The 24,824-nt window shown below is 64.7% G+C and carries 26 protein-coding genes and 1 tRNA gene; 21 read left to right on the top strand and 6 right to left on the bottom strand.

The features are described 5' to 3' along the window. Positions 1-70 precede the first annotated feature (70 nt). The 6 genes from AC1ROT_RS09435 (at position 71) to AC1ROT_RS09410 (ending at position 7,230) form a co-directional block, all read left to right on the top strand. The gene (locus AC1ROT_RS09435; RefSeq protein ID WP_492998619.1) at positions 71-1,705 is read left to right on the top strand and encodes an ABC transporter substrate-binding protein; all 1,635 of its coding nucleotides are present in this window, start codon (positions 71-73) and stop codon (positions 1,703-1,705) included. 65 nt (positions 1,706-1,770) lie between these two features. Beyond that, positions 1,771-2,823 carry an ABC transporter ATP-binding protein gene (locus AC1ROT_RS09430; RefSeq protein ID WP_492998617.1) on the top strand — a complete coding sequence of 351 codons (1,053 nt, stop codon included), beginning with the start codon at positions 1,771-1,773 and terminating at the stop codon, positions 2,821-2,823. After that, positions 2,820-3,827: an ABC transporter ATP-binding protein gene (locus AC1ROT_RS09425; RefSeq protein WP_492998616.1), complete on the top strand. Its 1,008-nt coding sequence runs from the start codon at positions 2,820-2,822 to the stop codon at positions 3,825-3,827. Before AC1ROT_RS09430 ends, AC1ROT_RS09425 begins: the two co-directional genes overlap by 4 nt. A gap of 18 nt (positions 3,828-3,845) precedes the next feature. After that, positions 3,846-4,775: an ABC transporter permease gene (locus AC1ROT_RS09420; RefSeq protein ID WP_492972468.1), complete on the top strand. Its 930-nt coding sequence runs from the start codon at positions 3,846-3,848 to the stop codon at positions 4,773-4,775. A gap of 9 nt (positions 4,776-4,784) precedes the next feature. Further along, positions 4,785-5,678: an ABC transporter permease gene (locus AC1ROT_RS09415; RefSeq protein WP_492998615.1), complete on the top strand. Its 894-nt coding sequence runs from the start codon at positions 4,785-4,787 to the stop codon at positions 5,676-5,678. Positions 5,679-5,694: 16 nt separating this feature from the next. Next, the gene (locus tag AC1ROT_RS09410) at positions 5,695-7,230 is read left to right on the top strand and encodes an alkaline phosphatase family protein (RefSeq protein WP_492998613.1); all 1,536 of its coding nucleotides are present in this window, start codon (positions 5,695-5,697) and stop codon (positions 7,228-7,230) included. Positions 7,231-7,326: 96 nt separating this feature from the next. Here the strand turns inward: AC1ROT_RS09410 and AC1ROT_RS09405 are convergent, their stop codons facing one another. After that, positions 7,327-7,899, bottom strand: a complete 573-nt coding sequence (locus AC1ROT_RS09405; RefSeq protein WP_492998611.1) for a PilZ domain-containing protein — start codon at positions 7,897-7,899, stop codon at positions 7,327-7,329. 207 nt (positions 7,900-8,106) lie between these two features. On the opposite strand from AC1ROT_RS09405, the gene AC1ROT_RS09400 reads away from it, so the two are divergent. From AC1ROT_RS09400 to AC1ROT_RS09390, 3 genes are all read left to right on the top strand, one after another. Further along, complete coding sequence (locus AC1ROT_RS09400; protein ID WP_492998609.1) at positions 8,107-9,312, top strand: pentapeptide repeat-containing protein; 1,206 nt, start codon at positions 8,107-8,109, stop codon at positions 9,310-9,312. Positions 9,313-9,463: 151 nt separating this feature from the next. Continuing rightward, positions 9,464-10,687, top strand: coding sequence for a pentapeptide repeat-containing protein (locus tag AC1ROT_RS09395; protein ID WP_492972473.1), 1,224 nt, complete (start codon positions 9,464-9,466; stop codon positions 10,685-10,687). Between the two features lie 128 nt (positions 10,688-10,815). Next, positions 10,816-12,036 (top strand): pentapeptide repeat-containing protein, encoded by a 1,221-nt coding sequence (locus AC1ROT_RS09390; protein ID WP_492972474.1) that lies wholly within the window; start codon positions 10,816-10,818, stop codon positions 12,034-12,036. A gap of 81 nt (positions 12,037-12,117) precedes the next feature. Here the strand turns inward: AC1ROT_RS09390 and AC1ROT_RS09385 are convergent, their stop codons facing one another. Next, positions 12,118-13,596, bottom strand: coding sequence for a catalase (locus tag AC1ROT_RS09385; protein ID WP_492998607.1), 1,479 nt, complete (start codon positions 13,594-13,596; stop codon positions 12,118-12,120). A 179-nt stretch (positions 13,597-13,775) separates the two neighbouring features. Here AC1ROT_RS09385 and AC1ROT_RS09380 point away from each other — a divergent pair, with 179 nt between their 5' ends. Next, a complete protein-coding gene (locus AC1ROT_RS09380) occupies positions 13,776-14,330 on the top strand; it encodes a PAS domain-containing protein (RefSeq protein WP_492972476.1) in 555 nt (184 codons plus the stop codon). A 28-nt stretch (positions 14,331-14,358) separates the two neighbouring features. Here AC1ROT_RS09380 and AC1ROT_RS09375 read toward each other — a convergent pair whose 3' ends face one another. Next, a complete protein-coding gene (locus tag AC1ROT_RS09375; protein WP_492972477.1) occupies positions 14,359-14,622 on the bottom strand; it encodes a hypothetical protein in 264 nt (87 codons plus the stop codon). A gap of 255 nt (positions 14,623-14,877) precedes the next feature. On the opposite strand from AC1ROT_RS09375, the gene AC1ROT_RS09370 reads away from it, so the two are divergent. Further along, complete coding sequence (locus tag AC1ROT_RS09370) at positions 14,878-15,225, top strand: hypothetical protein (protein ID WP_492972478.1); 348 nt, start codon at positions 14,878-14,880, stop codon at positions 15,223-15,225. 23 nt (positions 15,226-15,248) lie between these two features. Here AC1ROT_RS09370 and AC1ROT_RS09365 read toward each other — a convergent pair whose 3' ends face one another. Together AC1ROT_RS09365 and AC1ROT_RS09360 are read right to left on the bottom strand one after the other, a co-directional pair. After that, a complete protein-coding gene (locus AC1ROT_RS09365; protein WP_492998605.1) occupies positions 15,249-15,818 on the bottom strand; it encodes a PAS domain-containing protein in 570 nt (189 codons plus the stop codon). Positions 15,819-15,916: 98 nt separating this feature from the next. After that, positions 15,917-15,991: transfer RNA gene (locus tag AC1ROT_RS09360), tRNA-Thr, on the bottom strand. A 234-nt stretch (positions 15,992-16,225) separates the two neighbouring features. Here AC1ROT_RS09360 and AC1ROT_RS09355 point away from each other — a divergent pair. From AC1ROT_RS09355 to AC1ROT_RS09310, 10 genes are all read left to right on the top strand, one after another. Further along, positions 16,226-17,005: a CYTH domain-containing protein gene (locus AC1ROT_RS09355; RefSeq protein WP_492998604.1), complete on the top strand. Its 780-nt coding sequence runs from the start codon at positions 16,226-16,228 to the stop codon at positions 17,003-17,005. 34 nt (positions 17,006-17,039) lie between these two features. Continuing rightward, a complete protein-coding gene (gene dcd / locus AC1ROT_RS09350; RefSeq protein WP_492998602.1) occupies positions 17,040-17,594 on the top strand; it encodes a dCTP deaminase in 555 nt (184 codons plus the stop codon). 6 nt (positions 17,595-17,600) lie between these two features. Further along, complete coding sequence (locus AC1ROT_RS09345; protein WP_492998601.1) at positions 17,601-18,380, top strand: substrate-binding periplasmic protein; 780 nt, start codon at positions 17,601-17,603, stop codon at positions 18,378-18,380. 102 nt (positions 18,381-18,482) lie between these two features. Then, positions 18,483-19,763, top strand: coding sequence for a UDP-N-acetylglucosamine 1-carboxyvinyltransferase (murA, locus tag AC1ROT_RS09340; protein WP_492972483.1), 1,281 nt, complete (start codon positions 18,483-18,485; stop codon positions 19,761-19,763). A gap of 3 nt (positions 19,764-19,766) precedes the next feature. Next, the gene (locus tag AC1ROT_RS09335; protein WP_492972484.1) at positions 19,767-20,243 is read left to right on the top strand and encodes a DUF2948 family protein; all 477 of its coding nucleotides are present in this window, start codon (positions 19,767-19,769) and stop codon (positions 20,241-20,243) included. After that, positions 20,240-20,938, top strand: coding sequence for an ATP phosphoribosyltransferase (gene hisG / locus AC1ROT_RS09330; RefSeq protein ID WP_492998600.1), 699 nt, complete (start codon positions 20,240-20,242; stop codon positions 20,936-20,938). Before AC1ROT_RS09335 ends, hisG begins: the two co-directional genes overlap by 4 nt. Continuing rightward, positions 20,938-22,233 carry a histidinol dehydrogenase gene (hisD, locus tag AC1ROT_RS09325; RefSeq protein ID WP_492998598.1) on the top strand — a complete coding sequence of 432 codons (1,296 nt, stop codon included), beginning with the start codon at positions 20,938-20,940 and terminating at the stop codon, positions 22,231-22,233. The genes hisG and hisD overlap by 1 nt, the downstream gene beginning before the upstream one ends. Before the next feature lie 7 nt (positions 22,234-22,240). Next, entirely contained in the window at positions 22,241-22,732 is a 492-nt protein-coding gene (locus AC1ROT_RS09320; protein ID WP_492998597.1) for a UPF0262 family protein, read from the top strand. Between the two features lie 5 nt (positions 22,733-22,737). Next, on the top strand, positions 22,738-23,169 hold the full coding sequence (locus AC1ROT_RS09315) for an arsenate reductase ArsC (RefSeq protein ID WP_492972488.1): 432 nt from the start codon (positions 22,738-22,740) through the stop codon (positions 23,167-23,169). Between the two features lie 75 nt (positions 23,170-23,244). Further along, positions 23,245-23,991, top strand: coding sequence for an SIMPL domain-containing protein (locus AC1ROT_RS09310; protein WP_492998595.1), 747 nt, complete (start codon positions 23,245-23,247; stop codon positions 23,989-23,991). Here the strand turns inward: AC1ROT_RS09310 and AC1ROT_RS09305 are convergent. Further along, positions 23,988-24,641 carry a VOC family protein gene (locus tag AC1ROT_RS09305; RefSeq protein ID WP_492998594.1) on the bottom strand — a complete coding sequence of 218 codons (654 nt, stop codon included), beginning with the start codon at positions 24,639-24,641 and terminating at the stop codon, positions 23,988-23,990. The two genes, AC1ROT_RS09310 and AC1ROT_RS09305, sit on opposite strands and share 4 nt — an antisense overlap. Between the last annotated feature and the right edge of the window lie 183 nt (positions 24,642-24,824).

Below are 24,824 nucleotides of genomic sequence, written 5' to 3'. Positions count from 1 at the left end.
GCAGCGTCACGCCGCGGTCATGCAGCCTGCCTAGCGTTTCCGCCTCAGTTCCAGAAACGGAGGGGAAGCCATGCTGGTTCATCGTCGTCATTTTCTCGTGGGCACCGGTCTTGCGGCCGGCAGCCTGGCGCTGCCGCGCTTTGCCATCGGCCAGTCTGATAACCGGCCGAGCATCACCATCGCCGTGCAGCAGATTTCCAACTCCGCCTCGCTGGAGCCGCTGCGCGAACAGTCCAATGTCGGCACGCGCACCTTCTCCTTCCTTTATGAAGGCCTGATCGGGCGCAACCTGATGAGCGAGCTGGAAGCCATGCCGGCGCTGGCGGAAAGCTGGAAGCGCATCGATTCCCGCACCGTCGAGCTTAATCTGCGCAAGGGCGTGAAATTCCATAACGGCGACGAAATGACCGCCGAGGACGTGGCCTTCACCTACAGCCGCGAACGCATGTTCGGCCCGGATTACGACATCAGCAGCAACAAGACGCTGTTTGCCAATGTGATGGTGCGCGACACCGTGCGCGGCAAGGAACTGCCGGCCGAAGTGCCCGCCGTCGCCAAGCGCAACTGGCCGGCGCTGGAAAAGATCGAGATTATCGACAAATACACCGTGCGCTTCGTCAACCGCACGCCCGACGTGACGCTGGAAGGCCGCATCGCCCGTTCGGGCAGCGAAATCATCTCGCGCCGCGGCTTCGAAGAGTCCAAGAGCTGGCTCGACTGGTCGGTCAAGCCGATCACCACCGGCCCCTACAAGGTGCGCGAATACAAGCCCGACCAGGAGCTGGTGCTCGAAGCCCATGACGAATACTGGGGCGGCCGTCCGCCGCTGAAGACCGTCCGCATCATGGTGGTGCCGGAAGTGGCTTCCCGCATCAACGGCCTGCTGTCCGGCCAGTTCGATTTCGTCTGCGACATGCCGCCGGACCAGATTGCCGGCATCGAGAAGAATGCGAAGTTCGAAGTGAAGGGCGGCCTGATCGACAACCACCGCCTCACCGTCTTCGACAAGCATCATGCGCAACTGAAAGACCCGCGCGTGCGCCAGGCCTTCACCCATGCCATCGACCGCCAGGCCATCGTCGACAGCCTCTGGGCCGGTCGTACGCGTGTGCCCGCCGGTCTGCAGTGGGAATTCTACGGCCCGATGTTCGTCGAAGGCTGGAAGGTGCCGGAATACAATCCGACCAAGGCGCGCGAGCTGCTCAAGGCGGCCGGCTACAAGGGCGATCCGATCCCCTATCGCCTGATCAACAACTACTACACCAACCAGAATGCCACCGCGCAGATCCTGGTTGAGATGTGGCGCCAGGCCGGTCTGAACGTGCAGATCGAGATGAAGGAAAACTGGCAGCAGATCTTCGAGAATAACGGCCAGCGCGCTGTGCGCGACTGGTCGAACAGCGCGCCCTTCACCGATCCGATCTCCTCCATCGTCAACCAGCATGGTCCGCAGGGTCAGCAGCAGCAGGTCCAGGAATGGACCAATGCCGAGATGAACAGCCTGTCGGACCAGATGGCGACCGAGATCGACATCCCGAAGCGCAAGGCGATGTTCGCCCGCATGCTGGAAATCTGCGAACGCGAAGATCCGGCCTATACGGTGCTGCACCAGAACGCCACCTTCACGGCCAAGCGCAAGGACATCCAGTGGAAGGCTTCGCCTTCCTTCGCGATGGAATTCCGCAGCAGCAACTTCAAGATCTGAGCAAGTGCCTGACGGCGGCGGTGATGAACCGCCGCCGTTTTCCTTTGCCCCATAAGGAGACTGGCATGACGTCACTGATAGAAATGCGCGGCCTGACCGTCGATTTCCAGCAAGGCAATCGTCTGATCCGCGCCCTGCATGGCGTCGACCTGACCGTCGGGGCTGGTGAGGCGGTCGGTCTGGTTGGCGAATCCGGCTCGGGCAAAAGCGTGACCTGGCTCGCGGCGCTCGGCCTGCTGCCGGGCAAGGCCCTGGTCAGGGGCAGTGTCATGCTGGAATCGCAGCAGCTGGTTGATGCCCCGCGCCGGGTGCTGGATGGCATTCGCGGTCGCCGCATTGCCATGATTTTCCAGGATCCGTCCTCCAGCCTCAATCCGGTGCTGAAGATCGGCCGCCAGATCGGCGAGGCGCTGGGCCTGCATCGCGGTCTTTCCGGTGCGGCCGCCGAGGCGGAAGCAAAACGCCTGCTGGATCGTGTCGGCATCGCCAATGCGGCGCAGCGCCTGCGCGATTATCCGCATGAACTGTCGGGCGGCATGAACCAGCGCGCCATGATCGCCATGGCGCTGGCCGGCGAGCCTGAGCTGCTGATTGCCGACGAGCCGACCACGGCACTGGATGCGACGGTTCAGGCCCAGATTCTGACCCTGCTCCAGGACATCCGCCGTGACAGCGGCATGGGCATGGTGCTGATCAGCCACGATCTCGGCGTGGTGGCCGAGAATGTCGACCGCGTCTGCGTCATGTATGCCGGTCGCCTGGTCGAGGAAGCGCCGGCCGACACCATGTTCGACCGCCCGCGCCATCCCTATACGCGTGGTCTGCTGGCCGCCCTGCCGGCGCTGGAGGGCCCGCGCCGCCGTCTCGCCGCCATTCCCGGTACGGTGCCCGAACCCTGGAACCTGCCGCAGGGCTGCGCCTTCGCGCCGCGCTGCGGCGAGGCAGAGGAAAGCTGTCACCGCACCGCACCGCCGCAGCTGGCGATCAGTGCCAGCGAGCGCGTGTTGTGTTTCCACGGCCGCTATCATGCCGAACCGGTGCATAAGGATGCGCCCGTGCCGGCATCCGTACCGCATGTCGCGATATCCGGCCATGCCGTTGCGGTGATCGCACGATGAGCGCTCTGCTTGAAGCGCGCAACCTGACGCGTCATTTCACCATCCGCCAGAAGGGGCCGGGCCTCGATGGCCTGTTCGGTCGCAAGGCGCTGCTGCGCGCGGTCGATGGCATCTCGCTCAGCGTGCAGCCCGGCCGTACGCTCGGCCTGGTCGGCGAATCCGGTTGCGGCAAGTCCACCACCGGCCGCCTGCTGCTCGGCTTGATGGCGCCGACGGCGGGCAGCGTGCAGTTCGGCGGCGTGCCGCTGGAACAGCCCGGCACCGCCGGCTGGCGCTCGCAGCGCCAGGCCATGCAGATGGTCTACCAGGATCCGCTCGGCGCGCTGGACCGCCGGCTCACGGTCGGCCGCCAGGTTGCCGAACCGCTCGACATTCACCACCCGAAAATGCCGGAGGCCGAACGGCAGGCGCGCGGTGCCGAACAGATGAATGCCGTCGGCCTCCAGCCACATCATGCCGAGCGCTATCCGCATGAACTGTCGGGCGGCCAGCGCCAGCGCGTGGTTCTGGCCCGCGCCCTGATCCTGAATCCGCAACTGCTGGTCTGCGACGAACCGATCTCGGCGCTGGATGTCTCGATCCAGGCCCAGGTGGTCAATCTGCTGCTCGACCTGCAGGAACAGCGCGGCCTGGCCTATGTCTTCATCAGCCACGATCTGAAGGTCGTGCGCCAGATCAGCCATGATGTCGCCGTGATGTATCTCGGCCGCATCGTCGAATACGGTGAAGCCGAAAGCCTGTTCCGCGATCCGCAGCATCCCTATACCCGGGCGCTGCTCGCGGCGATCCCGACTATCGCCCGCCAGGGCGGCGTCAGGCCGACGCCGATCCAGGGCGATCCGCCCGATCCGGCCAACCCGCCCACCGGCTGCGCCTTCCGCACCCGCTGTCCGCAGGCCACCGGGCTGTGCGCCGAGATCGCGCCATCCCTGCGCCGTCTTGCCGATGGGCGCGATGTTGCCTGTCATTTCGTTACGCCGGAGACCGACCGTGTCGCGGCCTGATTTGTCCGGAGTCCTGTGATGCTGGCTTTTGTCGCCTCGCGTCTGGCGCGCGCCGCGCTGACCATCGCCTTTGTCGTCACCTTCGCTTTCGTGGTGCTGCGGCTGTCGGGCGATCCGGCGCTGCTGATCATGTCGGTGGATGCGCCGCCCGAGGCCATTGCTGCCTTCCGCAAGTCCTGGGGCCTCGATCAGCCGATCTGGGAGCAGTATCTGGCCTATGCCGCCAATGCCCTGAGCGGCGATTTCGGCAATTCGATGCGCGATGGCCGTCCGGCGATCCAGCTGGTGATGGAGCGTGTGCCGATGACGCTGGCCATCACCATCCCCGCCTTCATCATCAAGCTGGGCTTAGGGATTCCCGCCGGCATCTTCGCCGCCCTGCACCGCAACTCGCTGCTCGACCGCCTGACCATGACCGCCTCGGTGGCCGGCTTCACGGTGCCCAGCTTCGTGCTGGCCTTGCTGCTGGTCCTGGTCTTCTCGGTGCAGCTCGGCTGGCTGCCCTCCAGCGGCAATGACGGCTGGCGCTCGGGCATCCTGCCGGTCTTCACGCTGGGCATTTCCGGCGCAGCCATCCTGGCGCGCTTCACCCGTTCGGCCATGCTGGAAGTGCTGGGCCAGCCCTATATCCGCACGGCCTCGGCCAAGGGCGTGCCGTGGCGCCGGGTGATCGTCGATCACGCCCTGCCCAATGCGGCGATCCCCACCGTCACCATCGTCGGCTTCATGGTCGGCAGCCTGATCGCCGGCGCCGTGGTGGTGGAAAGCGTCTTTGCATGGCCGGGCGTCGGCCGCCTGCTGGTCTCGGCGGTGGCCAATCGCGACCTCGCCGTGGTGCAGGCCATCCTGCTCGCCATCGCGCTGTCGATGGTCGTGGCCAATCTCTGCGTCGACCTCGCCTATGGCTGGCTCGATCCCCGCCTGCGGCGCGGCCGGGCGCAGGCCTGAGGAAATACCATGACCGACATCGCCTCACCATCGCCCGCCGATGTGTCCCGTCCGGATCGCCCCGCACTGAAGCGGTTCTTCACGGCATTCCCGCCCGGTGTGCTGCTGGCGCTGGGCTGGATCCTGCTGATGCTGCTGGTGGCGTTCGCTGCAGACCAGATCGTGCCCTACAGCTTCACGGCTTTCGATCTCAAGGCGCGCCTGCAGCCGCCGATCGGCATGGGCGGGCCATGGAACCATGCCCTCGGGACCGACGAGCTTGGCCGCGATGTGCTGTCGCGTCTCATCATGTCGATCCGTCTCAGCCTGCTGATCGCGTTCTTCGGCACGCTGATCGCGGCCACGCTGGGCACCACGCTGGGGCTGGCGGCGGCGCATTTTCGCGGTCGCGTCGAATCGCTCATCCTCGTGCTGATCGACTTCCAGGCCAGCATGCCCTTCATGATCATCGCACTCTCGGTGCTCGCCTTCTTCGGCAATTCTCTGACGCTCTTCGTGGTGCTGATGGGCTTCCACAGCTGGGAGCGTTACGCCCGCATCTCGCGCGGCCTGGCGCTCGCAGCCAACGAGCAGGGCTATGCCGCCGCCGTGCGCCAGCTCGGCGCCGGCAGCTTCCGTATCTACGGCCGCCATGTGCTGCCGAACATTGCCTCCACGCTGATCGTGTCGATGACGCTGACCTTCCCGGAAATCATCCTGCTCGAAAGCGGGCTGTCCTTCCTCGGGCTCGGCGTGCAGCCGCCGCTCACCTCGCTGGGCAACATGGTCGGCTACGGCCGCGAATACATCACCCGCGCACCCTGGATCATGCTGGCACCCAGCGCCGTCATCGTCCTCACGACTCTCTCGATCAGCATGCTGGGCGACTGGCTGCGCGATCGCCTCGATCCCACACTCCGCTAAACGAAGTAGACCGCACATGACCGACAAAGCCCGCAAGAACATCCTGCTCATCGTCGTCGACCAGTGGCGCGGCGACATCATGCCCTATCTGGGCACCCCGGGGCTGAAGACGCCCAACCTGGATTTCCTCTGCAGCCAGGGCGTCACCTTCCGCAACCATTTCACCACCGCCGTGCCCTGCGGCCCGGCGCGCGCCTCGCTGCTCACCGGCCTTTACCAGATGACCCATCGCGCGGTGCAGAACACCATTCCGCTCGATTCCCGCTTCACCAATCTGGGTCATGAACTGCGCAAGTCCGGCTACGATCCGGCGCTGATCGGCTATACGACGACGACGCCCGATCCGCGCACCACCGGGCCGAACGATCCGCGCTTCTTCGTGCTGGGCGACATCATGGACGGTTTCCGCCCGGTCGGCGTCTTCGAGCCCTACAAGGAAGCCTATTTCGCCTGGATGGCATCCAAGGGCTACAAGCTGCCCGACAATCCGGAAGACATCTGGCGTCCGAAGGAAGGCAAGCCCGGCGCCACCCGCTCGGCCAGCCCGATCCCCACCGAACTGTCGGACACCGCCTGGTTCACCGAGCGCGCGCTCACCTACATGAACGGCGCCAGCAACCGCAACTGGTTCCTGCATCTAGGCTATTACCGGCCGCATCCGCCCTATATCGCGCCCGAGCCCTATAACAGCATGTACGATCCGGCCGACATGGCGCCGCCGGTGCGCCATGGCACGGTGGATGAAGCCTCGGCCTCGCATCCGCTGCACAAATACTACATCGACCATGTGAACCAGCGCGGCTTCTTCCAGGGCGCCGATGCGCTCGGCTCGGCGATGAGCGATGACGAGGTGCGCCAGATGCGCGCCACCTATTTCGGCCTGATGACCGAGATCGACGATCATCTCGGCCGCGTTTTCCAGTTCCTGAAAGACAGCGGCCAGTGGGACGAGACGCTGATCGTCTTCACCTGCGATCATGGCGAACAGTTGGGCGACCACTACCTGCTGGGCAAGCTGGCCTATTTCGACGGCAGCTTCCGCATCCCGATGGTGATCTACAATCCGGACCGCGCCGCCGATGCCACGCGCGGCAGGATCGTGGAAGATTTCACCGAGACGGTCGACACCATGCCCACCATCCTGGACTGGATCGGCGCCCCGGTGCCGCGCCAGTGCGACGGCCGCTCGCTGCTCGATTTTACCTACGGCGACGCGCCGGCCGACTGGCGCACCGAAGTGCATTACGAGTTCGATTTCCGAGACATCTTCTATTCAAAGCCTGAAGGCGTGCTGGGGACGGCGATGGACCAGAGCTCGCTCGCCGTCGTGCAGGACGATAAATACAAGTATGTGCATTTCGCTGCCCTGCCGCCGTTATTCTTCGATCTGAAGAAAGACCCCGGCCAGCTGAACAATGTCGCCCATGATCTGGCCTATGCGCCGAAGATCATGGAATACGCGCAGAAGATGCTGAACTGGCGGCTGGCCCATGCCGACAAGACGCTCACCGGCTATCGCGCCAGTCCGCAGGGCCTGCAGGAGCGTCGCTGATACCGCAGCATTGCGGACAGGGATTGTGGATACGGAAACGGGGCGGGTGGTGACACCCGCCCCGTTTATTGGGGCCGGATTATTTGGACCGGAGAGTTACTTCGCGCTCTTGCGCGGCTTGGCGGCCGGCGCGGCGATGTCATGCGGGCGCCCCGCATTCAGCATCAGCAGCGCCATATCGTCCAGATCGGCCGACAGGCGGCCGAGGGTGACGCCGCCGGCATGCAGCAGGCAGTGCACACCGCGGTCGCTGACGCCCTTTACCGTGGCGGCCACCGGCGTTTCGCCGGCCAGCTTCAGCTTGACGCGGGCGCCGACGGCGACATTCACCTTCGGCGCGAACAGGCAGCCGGCGAGCGACAGGTTGGTCACGGTGCCCTTGACGGCGGTGCCGCCATGATCCAGCTCGGCGGTGATTTTGGTATCGCGACGGTCGAACTGGCGGCGATTGGCTTCAGCCTTGGCTTTGGCCTTTTTGGCTTTTACAGCCGGCTTCGCTTTGGCGACGGCTTTCGGCTTGGCTGCAGGCTTCGATTTCGCGGCCGGCTTCGCCTTGGTTTTCACGGCGGCCTTGGGCTTGGCGGCGGGTTTGGACTTGGCAGAGGCTTTTGGCTTCACGGCGACTTTCGGCTTGGCCGCTTTGACCGATTTACGCTTCTTCGACGCCATTGCTGCTTTTCCCCTGCTGAATACAGCAACACTAGCGATCCGGCCGGATTCTGGGAAGGGTGAATAAGGTCTTGATCCAATGACAAAAGCGTGGCGATAGCGGAGGCTTTTCTTTACAATGCGTCAGGTCTGTTACTTCACGCCACGCCCGAATCACAAAGCATCGCCATGTCCGCGCGGATACCGCCGGAGCCCGTCCTCTGGGCCTTGTCGCGTCATAATGCCTATCTGAACAGCCGCCCGGGCGGGACCCGTCTGCAGCGGCGTGGAGACGACTTTGCCGATTTGCGCCTGGATGGCGTGACGCTGGACGATGCCATTCTGCCCGGCTGCAGCTTTGCCGGGTCTTCCCTGATTTCCGCGCAGTTTCTGCGCGCCGATCTGTTCGGGGCCGATTTCACCCGCAGCGACCTGACCAAGACGCTGTTCGATCGCGCCGATCTGCGCGGTGCCAATTTCGTCATGGCGATCCTGAAAAAGACGTCGTTCCGCCAGGCCGATCTGCGGCCGGGCCAGATCGTGCAGCATGTGACGGACGATCAAGGCGGCGAGAAAGAGAAAAAGCAGGATGTGCCGGTGAATCTCACCGGCGCGAATCTGGAAGAGGCCAATCTGGGCCACGCGCATATGGATCATGCCAACATGACCAATGCCAAGGCGGCTCATGCCACCTTCACCGGCGCTTCGCTGTTTGCGGTCAATCTCACCGGCGCCGATCTGTCGGGCGCGGATTTCTCCGGCGCCAAGCTGAAGGACACCACCTTCGTCGGGGCCAATCTCGAAGGCGCCAAACTGGCCAACTGCGATCTGCGCGGCGCCAATCTGCGCAGCGTCGATCTCAGCAGCGCCGATCTCAGCGGCGCCATGATGCAGGGTGCGATCTATCGCGGCGCCCAGTTGCCGGTCGAGATCGAGGCGAGGCTGGCCAGCCATGGCAAATGGATCGCCTCCAATGGCGAGTCGGGGGAGCGCGCGGTGTTCACCGGGATGAAATTGCCCGGCATTGATTTTTCCAGCTGCGATCTGCGCGCGGCGGTGTTTCACGATACCAACCTGGCCGGCGCGCATTTCTCGCGCAGCCAGCTGCTGTTCACCAGCTTTGTCGGCGCCGATCTGCGCAAGGCCAATTTCGACCAGGCCAGTCTCGGCGGCGCCAATCTCTCGGGCGCGCTGGTGATGGGCGCCACCTTCCGCGGGGCGCAGCTGGTCGGCGTGGAGATTTTCAACGCGCTGAACCAGCGCACCGGCAAGACCATCTTCCCGCGCTTCGACAATGCCGATCTCACCGGCGCCGACCTGCGTGGCGCGGTGGTCGAGGGCGTGGACTTTGCCAGCACCGTTTTTGAAAAGGTTAATATTTCCGGGACTGATCTGCGTCAGTGCACGGGTATGCGACCCGGGAAACGGGCATAAACTTTATCGATAAGTCCTGGAAAACCGATAAAAACTGTAAAGACGAATAGTAAGAATTCGTCACAATTACAGTTAGTGGTTGCGGCCCAAATCTCTGCACGTTAGCGTTTAGTAACTATCCCGTTCGGGGATAGCCATAGATGCTGAGATTATGACCGAACGCATTATTCCATCGCACGACGTGCAGGTCGTCCTGTCCCGCCATGCCGCCTTCCTGGCCGGCCGGCAGGGCGGCACACGCCTGCAGCAGAGCGGTGCCCATTACGAAAACCTGCGGCTGGATGGTGCCAAGCTCGACGATGCGATCCTGTCGCGCGCCGGCTTTGGGAATTCCTCGCTGGCCGGCGCCGAATTCCGCCGTGCCGATCTTTTCTGCGCCGATTTCCAGAATGCCGATCTGACCCGCGGCGTGCTGGATCGCGCCGATCTGCGCGGCGCCAATATGGGCCGCGCCATCCTGCGCAATGCTTCGCTCAGCCAGGTCGATCTGCGGCCGGGCCAGATCATGGTGGCCGAGACCAACGAGAGCAAACAGGTCAATGCCAATCTGGACGGCGCCAAGCTCGACGGTGCCGATTTCAAGAATTCGCAGCTCGACCAGGCCAGCATGGCCGTGGCCTCGGCGGCCGGCGCCAATTTCGCCAATGCCAGCCTGTTTGCGGTCAATCTGGCCGGTGCCGATCTGACCGGCGCCAATCTGGCTGGATCCAAGCTGAAGGACGCCAATCTGATCGGCGCCAATCTGGCCGGCGCCAAGCTGAAGGGTGTGGATCTGCGCGGCGCCAACCTGCGCAATATCGATCTCAGCAGCGTCAATCTCGATGGCGTGTCGCTGCAGGGTGCGATCTATCGCAAGGGCGACCAGCTGCCCGATGATATCGAAGCGGCGCTGAAGGCGCACAGCCTGTGGATCGCCACCAACGGCGCCGAGGGCGAACGCGCCGTGCTCAGCGGCCGCAACATGGATGGCTGCAATTTCTCGGGCTGCGACCTGCGCGGTGCCGAGCTGCACAATGCCTCGCTCGAAGGCGCCGATTTCTCGAACGCCCAGATGATGTTCGCCAGCTTCGCCGATGCCAACCTGGCCAAGGCCACCTTCGACATGGCCGATCTGAGCGGCACCAACTTCCTGCGCGCCACGCTGGGCGGCAGCCGCTGGCGCGGCGCCCGCGTTGTCGGCGTCGATATTTTCAATGCCCGCAACCAGCGCACCGGCAAGGTCGTCTATCCGCGCTTCGAGCAGGCCGATCTGTCCAATGCCGATCTGCGCGGCGCCACTTTCGAGGGCATCGACTTCACCGGCGCTTCGATGACCGGCGCCAATATGCAGGGTACTGATCTTCGCCAGTGTGTCGGCATCAACAGCCGCCGCTGATCGGGCCGATTGCGACCATGCTGCCCTGGGCCGCAGCAGGCGGTGCCAGTGAATACGCTTGCAGGGCGAAACAAGGCCTGCGTTAATCTACTGACCTAACAGGCGCCTGCCGCACGAGACCCTGTAACATGGCCGAGCTCAGATTTCCCCCGCAGCAAATTACCAACGCCCTGTCCCGTCATGCCGCCTGGGCCGGCGGGCGCAGTGAAGGTGAACGCCTGCAGCGCCGGGGCGAGGATTTTTCCTTTCTGCGGCTCGACAATGCCAAGCTGAACGATGCGGTGCTGTCGCGCTGCATGTTCACCGGCGGCTCGATGGTGAAGTCCGAATTGCGGCGCGCCGATCTGTTCGCGGCCGATTTCATGCGCGCCGATCTCTCGGGTGCCATCCTCGACCGCAGCGACCTGCGCGGCGCCAATATGATGAAGACGGTGCTGCGCGGCGCATCGCTGAACCAGGCCGATCTGCGGCCGGGCCAGATCGTGCTGGATGGCGGCGAGTCGAAAACCCAGAAGGCCAATCTTTCGGAAGCCAAGCTGGATGGCGCCGACCTGCGTTCGGCCCAGCTCGATGAAGCCAATCTCTCGGTCTCGTCGGCCACCGGCGCTAATTTCGCCAATGCCAGCATGTTCGCCGTCAATCTGGCCGGCGCCGATCTGTCCGGTGCCAATCTCACCTCCGCGCGCCTGCGCGATGTCAACCTGATCGGCGCGAAAATGGAAGGCGCGCTGCTGCAGGGGGCCGATCTGCGCGGCGCCAACCTGCGCAATGTCGATCTCAGCAAGGTCAATCTCAAAGGCGTCGACCTTTCCAATTCGGTCTACCGCAAGACAGCCAGCCTGCCCACCGAGATCGAGGTGATCCTGCATGCGCATAGCCGCTGGATCGCCACCGGCGGCGCCGAGGGTGCACGGGCGATCTTCAACGGCAAGAAACTGGCAGGTTCCGATTTCTCCAGCTGCGATCTGCGCGGCGCCGAGATGCATGGCTGCGATCTCAAGGGCGCCGATTTCAGTTCTGCCCAGCTGCTGTTCGCCAGCTTCCTCGGAGCCGAACTCAACAAGGCGAATTTCGATCAGGCCGATCTCGGCGGGGTCAATTTCACCAGCGCGCAACTGGCCGAAGCGACCTTCCGCGGCGCCAAGCTGGTCGGTGCGCCGCTGTTCAGCGCCAGTCAGCAGGCCACCGGCCGCACGCTCTATCCCATCCTGATCGATGCCGATCTGACCGGCGCCGATCTGCGCGGCGCGGTGCTGGATCATGTGGATCTCAGCCGGTCCAAGCTCGGACGCGCCAATTTCACCGGCGCCGACCTGCGTCATTGCATCGGCCTGAGCGGCGCGGCCTGAAGGCGCCTTGCATCACCCGTTATTAAAAAGCCGGCGCAGGAGACTGCGCCGGCTTTTCTGTCGCCGCGAAGCCGAGGGGCTTTACTCCGCGGCGGCCTTGTCGTCCTGCAGGCCCAGACGCTGGGCCACGCCGGCGCCATAGGCCGGGTCGGCCTTGGCGAAATGTGCAATCTGACGGCGCTGGATGAACTCCGGCACCGGCTTCATCGCGCCGGCGATGGCATCCATCAGGCGGGCCTGCGCGGCCGTATCCATCAGGCGGAACAGCTGGCCGGCCTGGCCGTAATCGTCATTGCCATCGCGATGGCTGTAGCGATCCGCATCGCCGCTGATCTTCAGCGGCGGTTCGGCGGCGTAGGAAGACTGCACCGGCCCGCTGAAGCTGTTCGGTTCATAATTCGGACGCGAACCGCCATTGCCATCCACCCGCATCTGCCCGTCGCGCTGATAGTTGTGATACGGGCATTTCGGCTGGTTCACCGGAATCTGGCCGTGGTTGGCGCCCAGGCGATAGCGCTGCGCGTCGGCATAGGCGAACAGCCGCGCCTGCAGCATCTTGTCGGGCGAGGTGCCGATGCCCGGCACCAGGTTGCCCGGCGCAAACGCCGCCTGCTCGATTTCGGCGAAGTAGTTGTCCGGATTCCGGTTCAGCTCCACCACGCCCACTTCGATCAGCGGATAGTCGCTATGCGGCCACACCTTGGTCAGGTCGAAGGGGTTATACGGCGTCTTGTCCGCATCCAGCTCCGGCATGATCTGCACCGACATGGTCCATTTCGGGTGCTCTCCACGCTCGATCGCATCGTAGAGATCGGCCTGGGCGCTCTCGCGGTCGACGCCGATGATCTTCTCGGCTTCCGCGCCGCTGATGCTCTTCACGCCCTGATGGCTGTGGAAGTGGAACTTCACCCAGAAGCGCTCATTGGCATCGTTGATGAAGCTCAGCGTATGGCTGCCATAGCCGTTCACATGGCGATAGCTCAGCGGCAGGCCGCGATCGCCGAACAGATACGTCACCTGGTGCAGGCTTTCCGGGCTCAAGGACCAGAAGTCCCACATGGCGGTGGGATTGCGCAGGTTGGTGCGCGGATCGCGCTTCTGCGTATGGATGAAGTCGGGGAATTTCAGCGGGTCGCGCACGAAGAAGACCGGCGTGTTGTTGCCGACCAGGTCGAAGTTCCCTTCCGAGGTATAGAACTTCAAGGCAAAACCGCGCACGTCGCGTTCGGCATCGGCCGCGCCGCGTTCGCCGGCCACGGTGGAAAAGCGCAGCAGCAGATCGGTCTTGCTGCCCGGTTTGAACAGCGCCGCTTTCGTGTATCGGGTGATGTCCCTGGTCACGGTGAGCGTGCCATAGGCGCCCGAGCCTTTCGCATGCACCACGCGCTCGGGGATGCGCTCGCGGTTGAAGGCGGCCAGCTTCTCGATCAGGTGCACGTCCTGCAGCAACAGCGGTCCGCGCGCGCCGGCGCTCAGCGAATTCTGGTTGTCGGCGACTGGCGCGCCCGCGCTGGTCGTCAGGGTGGCAGCAGTCGTCGGGGTCGGGGTGGACTTGGTCATGGCTGGCTCCTCATACCGGTCGTAATGGCCGTCACAGAAGGCTAGCCAATCGCATCAGATCGGGGAAATTGATTGTTTTTGATACTATGATCGATTGAAACGATTGAAATGGCCGTAACTGGCCTTGCAGCCCCCGGGTGAGAGACTAAGGTGCTGTATCCGTTGTGGTTGGAGACCCCATGCGTTTTGCCGACAAAATCGAGGATGAGGATCTGCGTCGGCTGTATTTCTACTGGCTGGCCAAGAAAACGGGGCGTTTTCCGCCGCCGCGCCAGGCCATCGATCCCGCCGAGATCCGCAGCCTGCTGCCGATGATTTTCGTCATCGAGGTCGACCATGACGAAGAGCGTTTCCGCTATCGCCTGGCCGGCGCCGATGTCGAGCAGCTGGTGCAGGCCAAGCTGCATGGCCGCTGGCTCGACGAGGCGCTACGCTCGCCGCTGCGCGAATTTTTCGATGAAGCCTTCTGCGCCGCCACCTTCGGGCGCAAGGTGCAGTATCGCAAGAACACCCTGCATCTGACCGGACGGCCCTATATCCGCTACGCCCGGCTGCTGCTGCCGCTGTCGGGCAACGGCGAGCGGATCGATCATTTGCTGGGCTGTATCAAGGTGGATGATGCGCTGAAGCTGCGCCACGCCAGTGCCGTCGAAGAGCACGAAATCACGGTCACCGATGTCGAAAGTTATGAGCTCGACGCCTATGAGCTGTCGCCCGACGGCCCCTTGCAGTAGCGATGATGCACGGGCCGGAGCCCGGGCGTCACATCTCCACCTGGCCCCAGGGAATGCTGTGCAGCGGGATGTCTTTCAGCTTCTCGATATAGGGCTTGGCGCCGATATAGGTGGGGGCGAGGCTCACGCCCTTGGCGACCAGCACGATGTCGTCTTTTTTCAGCCGCGCCTTGAAAGCCGACATGGATTTCTGCGCGACTTCCGGGGTCGAGACGCCCGCTTCCGACACCATGATCAGGGTCACAACCTTGCCGTCGATCTGGTAATTCACGAACGGATATCGCTGGCCCATTTGTCTTCTCCCCCGCCGCCGATATGCACCATCAGCGATGCATTAAGGTTAAGATATATTAGAAAGAATGCCTAACGGATTATGATCAAAGGATAATTACTAAGGGCGCTTGTATTGAGCGGTGTGATGATCGCTGCAAAGTGGCGTATTCCCGAAGACGCCAGCTTGGCATACGGCGGAACAGCACCATTTTCGACCAGGCGCCGCCAATCGCGTTGCAGTGCAGAAAAATGTCCGGCGGCAAGGAGCCTCCCCATGCAGTCCTCTATCCGCACCATGATCGTCGCGTCCGCCTTGATGATCGCCGCATCTTCCGCCTTCGCCGGCAGCATCGACGTTGCGCCTGGCGTCACCGCCCAGATCGATGTTGGCAGCCGCGACAGCTACACCTCGATTGTCGTCAGCAACCGCGACGGCAATGCCGGCCGGCTTGAGATTGCCGGCACCGCCGTTGCGGTACCGGCCAATGGCCAGGTCGAGCTGTACGATCGCTACGGCCGCAACACGCGCGGGCCCAGTTATGTGACCGTGACGAACAGCGGCACGGTGCCGCTGCGCCTGCTGAGTCGCTACCAGCTCAGCAATCCGACGCCGAGCCCTTGATCGCGGTGTAACAGGGCGGCCTGTTACTCGGCGTCACGCAGCGGCGTGAAGCTGTCACGCTGCAGCGCCAGGAAAAATCCGTCCTTGAATCCGCCGCTGCGGCTGAGTTCCGTGATCGAGCGCGGCTGGATCGGCATGGCGCTGGGCCAGACCTGCACGCTGAACACCATCGCCGCCGCATCGTCGGTGCCGAGGCTGAGCGGCAGCATCAGCCGGCGCGTCATGGCAAAGCCCTGCGCATCCCAGCGGAACACGCTCTCGGAATAAACCGGCGCCGCATCGTGCAGCGTCGTGTTGTAGATCCGCTCCATGTAGTCGCGATAGCTGCCCTGCATCACTTCGGCCGTGGTCTTGCCGGTGAAGTCGAAGGTGTAGCGTTCGACATGGGCCGAACCGACGAGGCGATAGCGCCAGGCCGTGCTGTCAGGAACCGGCTCCGACAGCAGCAGGTTGGGCCAGACGGCGGGCGAGAGATGCAGCGGATCGATATCGGCCCGGTCGGGCATCAGCCGGCCGCGGCGCTGCCGGGTCCAGTAGGACGCTACTTCATCCAGCAGCGGATCGTCGGCGAAAAGCGGCGGAGCGGCAGCCATGGCGTCAGTTTAGGACAGAATGACGCGAAAATGGCAGGACAACATGCAGCCGGGAATGGGTGTCAGGCGCTGTCCCGGGCCGTCATGGCGGCTGGGGATGGTGCTGCTGGACAGGATTGAACTGTCGACCTCCTCATTACCAATGAGGTGCTCTACCACTGAGCTACAGCAGCCCGGAATCCGGCGGGCCGAAAACAACAAGCCGGCGCTTGGGCCCTTGCGGACCCGGCCGGCGTCGGGCGCGGAAACTGCCACAGCCTGCGGGCGGGCGCAAGCCGGACATGCGGGCTTTTGCAAAGGCCGGAAATCGCGGGTTTTTCCATTCCCCCCAACGGGCTTATGCGGCCGCGCTTGACGGCGGCAGGGCCGGTTGGCTATCGCTGGGGCCCCCAGGCCCGGAGTCACCCATGATCGGCGCAGATGCCCCCACGATGGGAACCGAGATCGAGCGCAAATTCCTGCTGCGCCAGCCCGACCGCGGGCCTGCCCTGGTCACCGGACTGACCGGCACGCCGCTCCTGCAGGGCTATTTCCGCGATATCGACGGCTGGTCGGTGCGCCTGCGCCTCGCGCCGGGCAAGGCCTGGCTGACCCTGAAAAGTCGGGATGCCGCTGCCACGCGCTGGGAGATCGAAAGCCCGGTTCCGGTCGATCTCGCCGCCCGCCTGCTGGCGGCTTTGCCGCCGGACCAGCGCATCGGCAAGACGCGCTATCGTCTCGCGGTGGAAGGCGAACCCGGCCTGGCCTGGGAGATCGACCGTTTCGAGGGCCGTCATGAAGGCCTGTGGCTGGCCGAGATCGAGCTGCCAGGTGCCGATCATCCGCTCGACCTGCCGCCATGGCTGGGCGAGGAGGTGACGGCCGATCCGCGCTATCGCAATGCCGCGCTGGCGACGGTGCCGGGCGATGAGAGCCAGATGCTGCCGGCCGAGCTGGATGCCATGGCGCGCCGCCTGCTGCAGACGGCACCGGACACCGGGCCTGCGGCAAAAACCACCGTGCTGCCGGTGCCGTCACCGCTGCGGGATCGTTCGGCCGGCCGCCGCGCCGAACGCGCCCTGCGCAAGATCCGGCTGGAGCGCGAGCTGCGTGCCAATCTGGGGCGTCGCAAGCAGCAGGGCCGCGGCCGCGACGAGGCGGCGCCCGAGCCGGCACCGGGTCTTGACCGCGAAGACCCGTCTAGTTAAGCCCGACAGCAGGCATTTCCGAAGGGGCCATCCGATGAGCGTCATGTCCGATATCTGGATTCGCGAACAGGCGAAGACCAAAGGCATGATCGAGCCCTTCGTCGAGGCGCAGAAGCGCGAAGGCACGATTTCCTACGGCCTGTCCTCCTATGGCTACGACGCCCGCGTGGCGCGCGAGTTCAAGATCTTCACCAACGTGAACAGCGCCGTTGTCGATCCCAAGCAGTTCTCGCCGGAGTCCTTCGTCGACCGCGACACCGATGTCTGCATCATTCCGCCGAATTCCTTCGCGCTGGCGCGCACGGTGGAATATTTCCGCATCCCGCGCGACGTGCTGGTGATCTGCTTGGGGAAAAGCACCTATGCCCGCTGCGGCATCATCGTGAATGTCACGCCGCTGGAACCCGAATGGGAAGGCCATGTGACGCTGGAATTTTCCAACACCACGCCGCTGCCCGCCAAGATTTATGCGAACGAGGGCGCCTGCCAGTTCCTCTTCCTACAGGGCGACCAGCCCTGCGAGGTGAGCTATGCGGATCGCGCCGGCAAATACATGGGCCAGCGCGGCGTCACCCTGCCCAAGCTGTAACGCCCCTTGCGCGGCAAGGCTTTTCTGCTCGTTCTGCTGGCGCTCCTGCAGGCCGGCGCGGCGCGCGCGGCCGATGATTCCGTCTTGCGCTACTGCTATGTCGAATGGCGGCCCTATGTCTGGTCCCTCGGCAATGGCGAGGTGGATGGCCTCTCGGCGGAAATTCTGCGCGAGGCGGCCCGGCGCAGCGGCCTGACCGCCCGCTTCGCCGAGATGCCGTGGAAGCGCTGCCTGACCGAGGTCGAGCGCGGCAATATCGATGCCGCGATGGATGGCGCGCCGCGGCCGGAATATGCGGTCGGCCGCCATTCCGCCGTCAGCTCCTATTATGTCTTCTGGATCCGCAGTGCCGATTACCTGCAGGGCGGCTCCGATCCGGCGCGCCTGGATGGCCGCCGCATCAGCCTGGTGCATGGCTGGTGGTATCCGCCCAGCCTGCGCATGGCGGCGCCCAGCCTCGACATCGTGGAACTGGACTCCGAGGAAAACCAGCTGCGCGGCCTGATGCTGGGTCGGCAGGATGCCGCCTATGGCGACCTGATCACCATGCGGGTTCAGGCCGAGCGCCTGCAGCTGGCGGTCCGCCCGCTGCTGCCGGCCCATACCGTCGCCAGCTTCTACCCGCTGTTCCATCGCGGCCGGCCCGAACTGGCCGCCCGCATCGATGCCGCGCTGGGCGCCATGCTGGCCGATGGCAGCGTCGACGCGGTCTACCGCCGCCGTCTTGGCCTCTCCCTGGGCGACCTCGCCCGCCAGGCCGGCCAGCCCCTGCCGTCCGGCCGCTAGGCGCGCCACACTGGCGATTCGGCCGCGCTTGCGCTAGACAGACCCTCACGGTTTTGTCGGCGCGGCCATATTTCGGCCACAGCCTTTATGGATCAATGCGTTATGGATCGAATTCGATTGCGCGGCGGCAAGCCGCTGGACGGCAGCATCGCGATCGGCGGTGCCAAGAATGCGGCCCTGCCGCTGATGGCGGCCAGCCTGCTGACCGCGGATACGCTGTCGCTGGCCAATGTGCCGCATCTGGCCGATATCGCCACCATGGCGCATCTGCTGCAGCAGCATGGCGTCGATGTCTCGATGGATGGCGGCAACGGCACGCCCGAAGGCCGCACCATTCATCTGAATGCCGGCAAGATCACGTCCACGCTCGCGCCCTACGATCTGGTGCGCAAGATGCGCGCCAGCGTCCTCGTGCTCGGCCCGCTGCTGGCGCGGTTCGGTGAAGCCGAAGTGTCGCTGCCCGGCGGCTGCGCCATCGGCACGCGCCCGGTCGATCTGCACATCATGGGTCTGAAGGCGCTGGGCGCCGAGATCAATGTCGAGAACGGCTATATCAAGGCGACGGCCAAGAAGGGCCTGAAGGGCGGCACCGTGCGCTTCCCGCAGGTGAGCGTCGGCGCCACCGAGAATCTGCTGATGGCGGCGACGCTGGCCGAGGGCACCACCGTGCTTGAGAATGCCGCGCGCGAGCCGGAGATCAGCGATCTCGCCTATTGTCTGGTGGCGATGGGCGCGATGATCGATGGCATCGGCACCGAGCATCTCACCATCCATGGCAAGACCGCGCTGCATGGCGGCACCCACAAGATCGTGCCCGACCGTATTGAAATTGGCACGTATCTCGCCGCAGTGGCCATCTGCGGCGGCAAGGTCGAGCTGACCGGTGCGCGCATGGACCTGATCGATGCGGTGGCCGAGAAGCTGCGCGAGGCCGGCTGCGTCATCGAGGAAACCACGCGCGGCCTGTCGATCGCGCGCAACGGTTCGCGTCTGAAGGGTGTGGATTTCCAGACCCAGCCCTATCCCGGTTTCCCGACCGACATGCAGGCCCAGGTGATGTCGATCATGTCGGTCGCTGAAGGCGCCGCCATGATTACCGAGACGATCTTCGAGAACCGCTTCATGCATGTGCCGGAACTGGCGCGCATGGGTGCCAATATCACCGTGCATGGCTCGTCGGCGCTGGTGCGCGGCGTGCCCAAGCTGACCGGCGCGCCGGTGATGGCCACCGATCTGCGTGCATCCGTGTCGCTGGTGCTGGCCGGTCTGGCGGCCGAAGGCGAAACCATCGTCAACCGCGTCTATCACCTGGACCGCGGCTACGAACGGCTGGAAGAAAAGCTCGCCGCCTGCGGCGCCGTGATCGAAAGGCTGAAGGACTGAAGCATGGCCGACCGCCGCTTCCAGCCGTTGCGTCTGCGCGCCGAGGATGTCGAGGACATCACGGTGCTGGCGGCCTGCCTGCAGGATGCGACGCTGCGGATCGGCGACATGGTCTGGCAGCCCAGGCAGCGGCGGTTCGTGCTGGTGCTGAACCGTTTCCGCTGGGAAGATGAGCGGCTCGCCGATGCGCGGCGTCCGCTGATCCGCGCCACGCCCCATGCGCGCGTGCAGGCCGGCCTGCATTTCGACGGCGTGTTGAATGTGCAGTCGACCGGCATCGACCGCAGCGACGCCAAGGCGGCGCTGGAACTGCTCTCCATTCTGGCCGATGGCGGTGCGGAGGGCACGGCGACGCTGACGCTGGTTTTTGCCGGCGGCGGCGCGGTGCGGCTGGATGTCGAATGCGTGGACGCGCAGATGCAGGATATCGGCCAGCCCTGGCCGGTGCGGCGCGCTCCGCAACACAAGGATCTGTCATGAGTCCCGCTATTGATAACGCGAAACTGGTGATGGCGCTGCCCAAGGGCCGCATCCTCAAGGAAGTGCTGCCGCTGCTGAAAGCGGCCGGCATCGAGCCCGAGCCGGAATTCTCCGACGAGAACAGCCGCAAGCTGCGCTTTGCCACCAGCCAGCCCGATATCGAACTGATCCGCGTGCGCAGTTTCGATGTCGCCACCTTCGTGGCCTTCGGCGCGGCCCAGCTCGGCGTCGCCGGCAATGACGTGCTGATGGAATTCGATTTCCCGGAAATCTACGCGCCGCTCGATCTCGATATCGGCCATTGCCGTCTCTCGGTGGCCGAGCCGGTCGAGCTGTCGGCGTCCGATGATCCCAAGCGCTGGAGCCATGTCCGCGTCGCCACCAAATACCCGCATGTGACGCAGAAGTATTTCGCCGCCCGCGGCGTGCAGGCCGAATGCATCAAGCTGAACGGCGCCATGGAACTGGCGCCGACGCTGGGCCTGTGCCGCCGCATCGTTGACCTGGTGTCCACCGGCGCGACCTTGAAGGCCAACGGGCTCGTCGAGGTCGAAGTGATCGCCCAGGTTACCTCGCGGCTGGTGGTCAACCGCGCGGCGCTGAAGACGCGGCCGATCCAGGTCGGCGGCTGGCTGGAGAAATTCACCGCTGCCGTGAATGCCGCCGCCAGCGCCAGCAAGAAAGTCGCCGTCTGATGCCCGTTTCGCTCAATGCATCCGACAAGGATTTCACCGCCCGCTTCCAGGCGATGGTGAAGGCCAAGCGCGACGCCGAGGGCGATGTCTCGGCGCAGGTGGCGCAGATCATTGCCGATGTGCGCAAGCGCGGCGATGCGGTGCTGCATGAACTGAACCTGAAATTCGATAAGGTCGATTCTGCGAAACTCGGCCTGCGTATTTCCCAGGCCGAGATCGATACCGCCGCGGCCCAGGTGGACAAGGCGACGATGGCGGCGCTCGAAACCGCCGCCGAGCGCATCCGCCTGTTCCATGCGCGCCAGAAGCCGTCCGACGATTTCTATACCGACGCCCAGGGCGTGAAGCTCGGCCATCGCTGGACCGCGCTGGACGCGGTCGGCCTGTATGTACCGGGCGGCAAGGCGGCCTATCCCTCTTCGGTTCTGATGAACGCCATCCCGGCCGTGGTGGCCGGCGTGCGCCGTGTCGTCGTCGTCGTCCCCACACCGGGCGGCGAACTGAACCCGCTGGTGATGGCGGCACTGAAGCTTGCCGGCGTCACCGAGGCCTATCGCACCGGCGGCGCCCAGGCGGTGGCGGCTCTGGCCTATGGCACCGAAAGCATCGCAGCGGTCGACAAGATCACCGGCCCGGGCAACAGCTTCGTGGTCACGGCGAAACGCATGGTCTTCGGCCAGGTCGGGATCGACAATCCGGCCGGTCCTTCGGAAATCCTCGTCGTCGCGGATAACAGGAACGATCCGGCCTGGATCGCCGCCGATCTGCTCAGCCAGGCTGAGCATGACGAGGTGGCGCAGTCGGTGCTGATCACCGACGATGCCGGCTTTGCCGAACAGGTCAATGCCGCCGTGCGCCAGCAGCTCTCCACCATGCCGCGCAGTGCGATCGCCACGCCCAGCTGGGAGAAATTCGGCGCCCTGATTACCGTGGCAGACCTCAACGACGCCGTGCCGCTCATCGACGCCATCGCGCCCGAGCATCTGGAACTCGCCATCGACGATCCGCAAGGATTGGCGGCGAAAGTCCGCCATGCCGGCGCGATCTTCCTCGGCCGTCACACGCCGGAAGCCGTTGGCGATTATGTCGCCGGCCCCAACCATGTGCTGCCCACGGCAGGTGCTGCGCGCTTTGCCTCGGGTCTGAATCTTCTCGATTTCATGAAGCGCACGACGCTGGTGCAATGCGACGCGGCCTCGCTGGCCAGGATCGGCCCGGCCGCTGTCACCCTGGCCGAGGCCGAAGGCCTGCAGGGCCATGCGCTCTCGGTTTCCATACGGTTGAACAGGAGCTAGCCGGGGCATGACCGAGAAGGCGCCGCCGGCCAATCACCGTCTTGTCGGGATCGATCTCGACGAGCGCAGCGTGGTGCGCCGCAACGCCGATATCGAGCATGAGCAGCGCGTCGCCATTTTCGATCTGCTGGAACAGAACGTCTTCTCCCCGGTCGGCTGCCATAACGACCAGGGCCCGTTCCATCTGGTGCTGGCCATCGAAGATAACCGCCTGGTCTTCGATATCCGCGACGAGGGCGTGGCGCCGTTCGGCAAGATCATCCTGGCGCTGTCGCCGTTCCGCCGCATCGTCAAAGACTATTTCGAAATCTGCGACAGCTATTTCCAGGCGATCAAACGCTCCTCGCCGGCGCAGATCGAAACCATCGACATGGCTCGGCGCGGCATCCACAACGAGGGCTCGGAACTGCTGCGCGAACGCCTCAAGGGCAAGATCGACTGCGATTTCGACACCGCCCGCCGGCTTTTCACCCTCATCTGCGTCCTGCATATCCGGTAGGCCGCATGAACGAGCGGCTCCCCGGCAGCGTGCTGTTCTGTTGCACCATGAACAGCGTGCGATCCCCGATGGCCGAGGGCATCCTCAAGGCGCTGTATCCCAAACAGGTCTTCGTCGACTCGGCCGGCGTGCGCAAGGACAAGGTCGATCCGCTCGCCGTCGAGGTGATGGACGAGATCGGCCTGGATATCAGCAAGCATCGCTCGAAAAGCTTCGACGACCTGGAAGACAGCTCCTTCGACCTGATTATCTCGCTGTCGCCTGAGGCCCAGCACACCGCCGTCGACATGACCCGCACCATGGCCTGCGAGGTGGAGTTCTGGAACACCTTCGATCCCACCATCGTCGAGGGCACGCGCGAACAGCGACTGGCCGCCTATCGCGAGGTGCGCGACACCCTGCAGAAGCGCATCCGCGAACGGTTCGTCGCGCGTTGATGTGGCCTTGCCGCAAATCTGCCACGGTTGGGCCTTAAGGCTGGCCGCAACCAGAAACCACCGGAGTCCGCCGCCATGACCCGCCTGTTACCCGTCATTGCTATCACCGCCGTCCTCTTCGGCCTTGCCGCCTGCGACAATGCCAAGGCGCAGACCGTGCAGCGTACGCTGCCCGACGACGCCACCGTGGTGAACCTGAATGAAAGCGCCGAGCGCGAAGTGACGCCCGATACCATGCGGTCGCGGCTGATGGCGCAGGCCAGTTCTGAATCGGCGGCCACCGCCCAGGCCAGCGTCAATGCGGCGATGGCCAAGGCGCTGGCGCGCGCCAGGTCGCTCGGCCTCGATGCCGAGACCGGCGGTTACAACACCTTTCAGGAAGCGCAGCCCCGCCCGGCCAGCCTGCCGCCCGGCGCCAAGCCGCCGGCGCCGCTGTGGCGCGCGCAGCAGAGCCTGATCCTGACCGCGAAGGACGATGCCAAGCTCCTCGAAGCCGTCGGCGCCTTGCAGAATGAGGGCCTGCTGCTGCAGGAACTCGGCTACACCGTGTCGCGGGCGCAGGAACGTGCCCTGCAGGACGAACTCTTCGCCGAGGCGCTGCAGCGCCTCACCGCCCGCGCCGAGAAGGCCGCCGCCGCGCTCGGCATGCGCTTCGAGGGCTGGGCCCGCGTCGGTCTCAACGGCGGCACGGTGCAGCGCCCGGTGATGATGAAAGCCATGGGCATGGCCACGCGCCAGGATGCCGCGCCGCCGGTGGCGGCCGCCGGCGAGCAGACGCTCAGCGTCAGCGTCGATGGCGAGGCCATTCTCCGGCGCCGCTAAGTCAGTTCCTTCAGGCCGCCCGGCGTCCGGATCAGCGCGCGATAGCGCAGGCGCTCGCCCTGTTTCACTTCGGGCGGCGCATCGATGCCCAGCGTTCCATACAGCGCCCTGACCTGTGCGGGATCGGGATGCTCGATCACGAAGGACTGCAGGCGGGCGCCAAGATCGGCCATCCGGGCCACCGGAGGCGGGCGGTTGCCGCGGTCGATCACCGATGGTGCGACGCCGCCCGATGGCAATGCGCCATCCTCGGGGATGGCGAAATGGAAGGCGATGTCGCCCGACATCATCCGCACCTTCCTGCCCAGAATGGCTTCATGCTGCGACAGCACGGCATCGATGTCATCGGTGCGCGTCACCCAGCCGCGCAGACGCAGGCCGCTGTCCCAGGCCGCGCGCACCGCCCTCTGGTCGTCGAGACCGAACCAGCGCGGCCGGGCCGGGCGCGGGGCTTCGGGATTGACCGCGATGATCTCCAGATAGACGGCCTCGCCCGGTTTATCGCGATTCAGGCGCAGCAGGTGATTGTGGGTATCCATATCCTCATGGCGCCGGCCGAAGGGCACATCGAGATCGAGGCAGGCCCGCACATGCGCCACGCCCTCGGCCAGCGAGGGCGCGATGACGGTGATGTGGTCGAGCTGCAGCATGCGGCTTTCATCCCCTGAGCGTCTGTCGTGCCGTCCTGTCATAAGGGCCAACCGCCGGACGGGTCCAGACTCTGGCGGCGGCCACCGGTCATTCCGGTTGCAGGGTTTGTCAGCATGGGTTGCAGAAGTCGGGCGGCAAATCGCCGCAGCAATCGCGCTGATGGCAAATTAAGCATAATTCAT

Source organism: Ferrovibrio sp. GW821-FHT12E11, assembly GCF_058806975.1.
This window is presented reverse-complemented; position numbering and strand designations above follow the sequence as displayed.

Coding starts and splice junctions, on each gene's coding strand:
- AC1ROT_RS09435 (WP_492998619.1), top strand. CDS start 71: ATGCTGGTTCATCGTCGTCATTTTCTCGTGGGCACCGGTCTTGCGGCC.
- AC1ROT_RS09430 (WP_492998617.1), top strand. CDS start 1,771: ATGACGTCACTGATAGAAATGCGCGGCCTGACCGTCGATTTCCAGCAA.
- AC1ROT_RS09425 (WP_492998616.1), top strand. CDS start 2,820: ATGAGCGCTCTGCTTGAAGCGCGCAACCTGACGCGTCATTTCACCATC.
- AC1ROT_RS09420 (WP_492972468.1), top strand. CDS start 3,846: ATGCTGGCTTTTGTCGCCTCGCGTCTGGCGCGCGCCGCGCTGACCATC.
- AC1ROT_RS09415 (WP_492998615.1), top strand. CDS start 4,785: ATGACCGACATCGCCTCACCATCGCCCGCCGATGTGTCCCGTCCGGAT.
- AC1ROT_RS09410 (WP_492998613.1), top strand. CDS start 5,695: ATGACCGACAAAGCCCGCAAGAACATCCTGCTCATCGTCGTCGACCAG.
- AC1ROT_RS09405 (WP_492998611.1), bottom strand. CDS start 7,899: ATGGCGTCGAAGAAGCGTAAATCGGTCAAAGCGGCCAAGCCGAAAGTC.
- AC1ROT_RS09395 (WP_492972473.1), top strand. CDS start 9,464: ATGACCGAACGCATTATTCCATCGCACGACGTGCAGGTCGTCCTGTCC.
- AC1ROT_RS09390 (WP_492972474.1), top strand. CDS start 10,816: ATGGCCGAGCTCAGATTTCCCCCGCAGCAAATTACCAACGCCCTGTCC.
- AC1ROT_RS09385 (WP_492998607.1), bottom strand. CDS start 13,596: ATGACCAAGTCCACCCCGACCCCGACGACTGCTGCCACCCTGACGACC.
- AC1ROT_RS09380 (WP_492972476.1), top strand. CDS start 13,776: ATGCGTTTTGCCGACAAAATCGAGGATGAGGATCTGCGTCGGCTGTAT.
- AC1ROT_RS09375 (WP_492972477.1), bottom strand. CDS start 14,622: ATGGGCCAGCGATATCCGTTCGTGAATTACCAGATCGACGGCAAGGTT.
- AC1ROT_RS09370 (WP_492972478.1), top strand. CDS start 14,878: ATGCAGTCCTCTATCCGCACCATGATCGTCGCGTCCGCCTTGATGATC.
- AC1ROT_RS09365 (WP_492998605.1), bottom strand. CDS start 15,818: ATGGCTGCCGCTCCGCCGCTTTTCGCCGACGATCCGCTGCTGGATGAA.
- AC1ROT_RS09355 (WP_492998604.1), top strand. CDS start 16,226: ATGATCGGCGCAGATGCCCCCACGATGGGAACCGAGATCGAGCGCAAA.
- dcd (WP_492998602.1), top strand. CDS start 17,040: ATGAGCGTCATGTCCGATATCTGGATTCGCGAACAGGCGAAGACCAAA.
- murA (WP_492972483.1), top strand. CDS start 18,483: ATGGATCGAATTCGATTGCGCGGCGGCAAGCCGCTGGACGGCAGCATC.
- AC1ROT_RS09335 (WP_492972484.1), top strand. CDS start 19,767: ATGGCCGACCGCCGCTTCCAGCCGTTGCGTCTGCGCGCCGAGGATGTC.
- hisG (WP_492998600.1), top strand. CDS start 20,240: ATGAGTCCCGCTATTGATAACGCGAAACTGGTGATGGCGCTGCCCAAG.
- hisD (WP_492998598.1), top strand. CDS start 20,938: ATGCCCGTTTCGCTCAATGCATCCGACAAGGATTTCACCGCCCGCTTC.
- AC1ROT_RS09320 (WP_492998597.1), top strand. CDS start 22,241: ATGACCGAGAAGGCGCCGCCGGCCAATCACCGTCTTGTCGGGATCGAT.
- AC1ROT_RS09315 (WP_492972488.1), top strand. CDS start 22,738: ATGAACGAGCGGCTCCCCGGCAGCGTGCTGTTCTGTTGCACCATGAAC.
- AC1ROT_RS09310 (WP_492998595.1), top strand. CDS start 23,245: ATGACCCGCCTGTTACCCGTCATTGCTATCACCGCCGTCCTCTTCGGC.
- AC1ROT_RS09305 (WP_492998594.1), bottom strand. CDS start 24,641: ATGCTGCAGCTCGACCACATCACCGTCATCGCGCCCTCGCTGGCCGAG.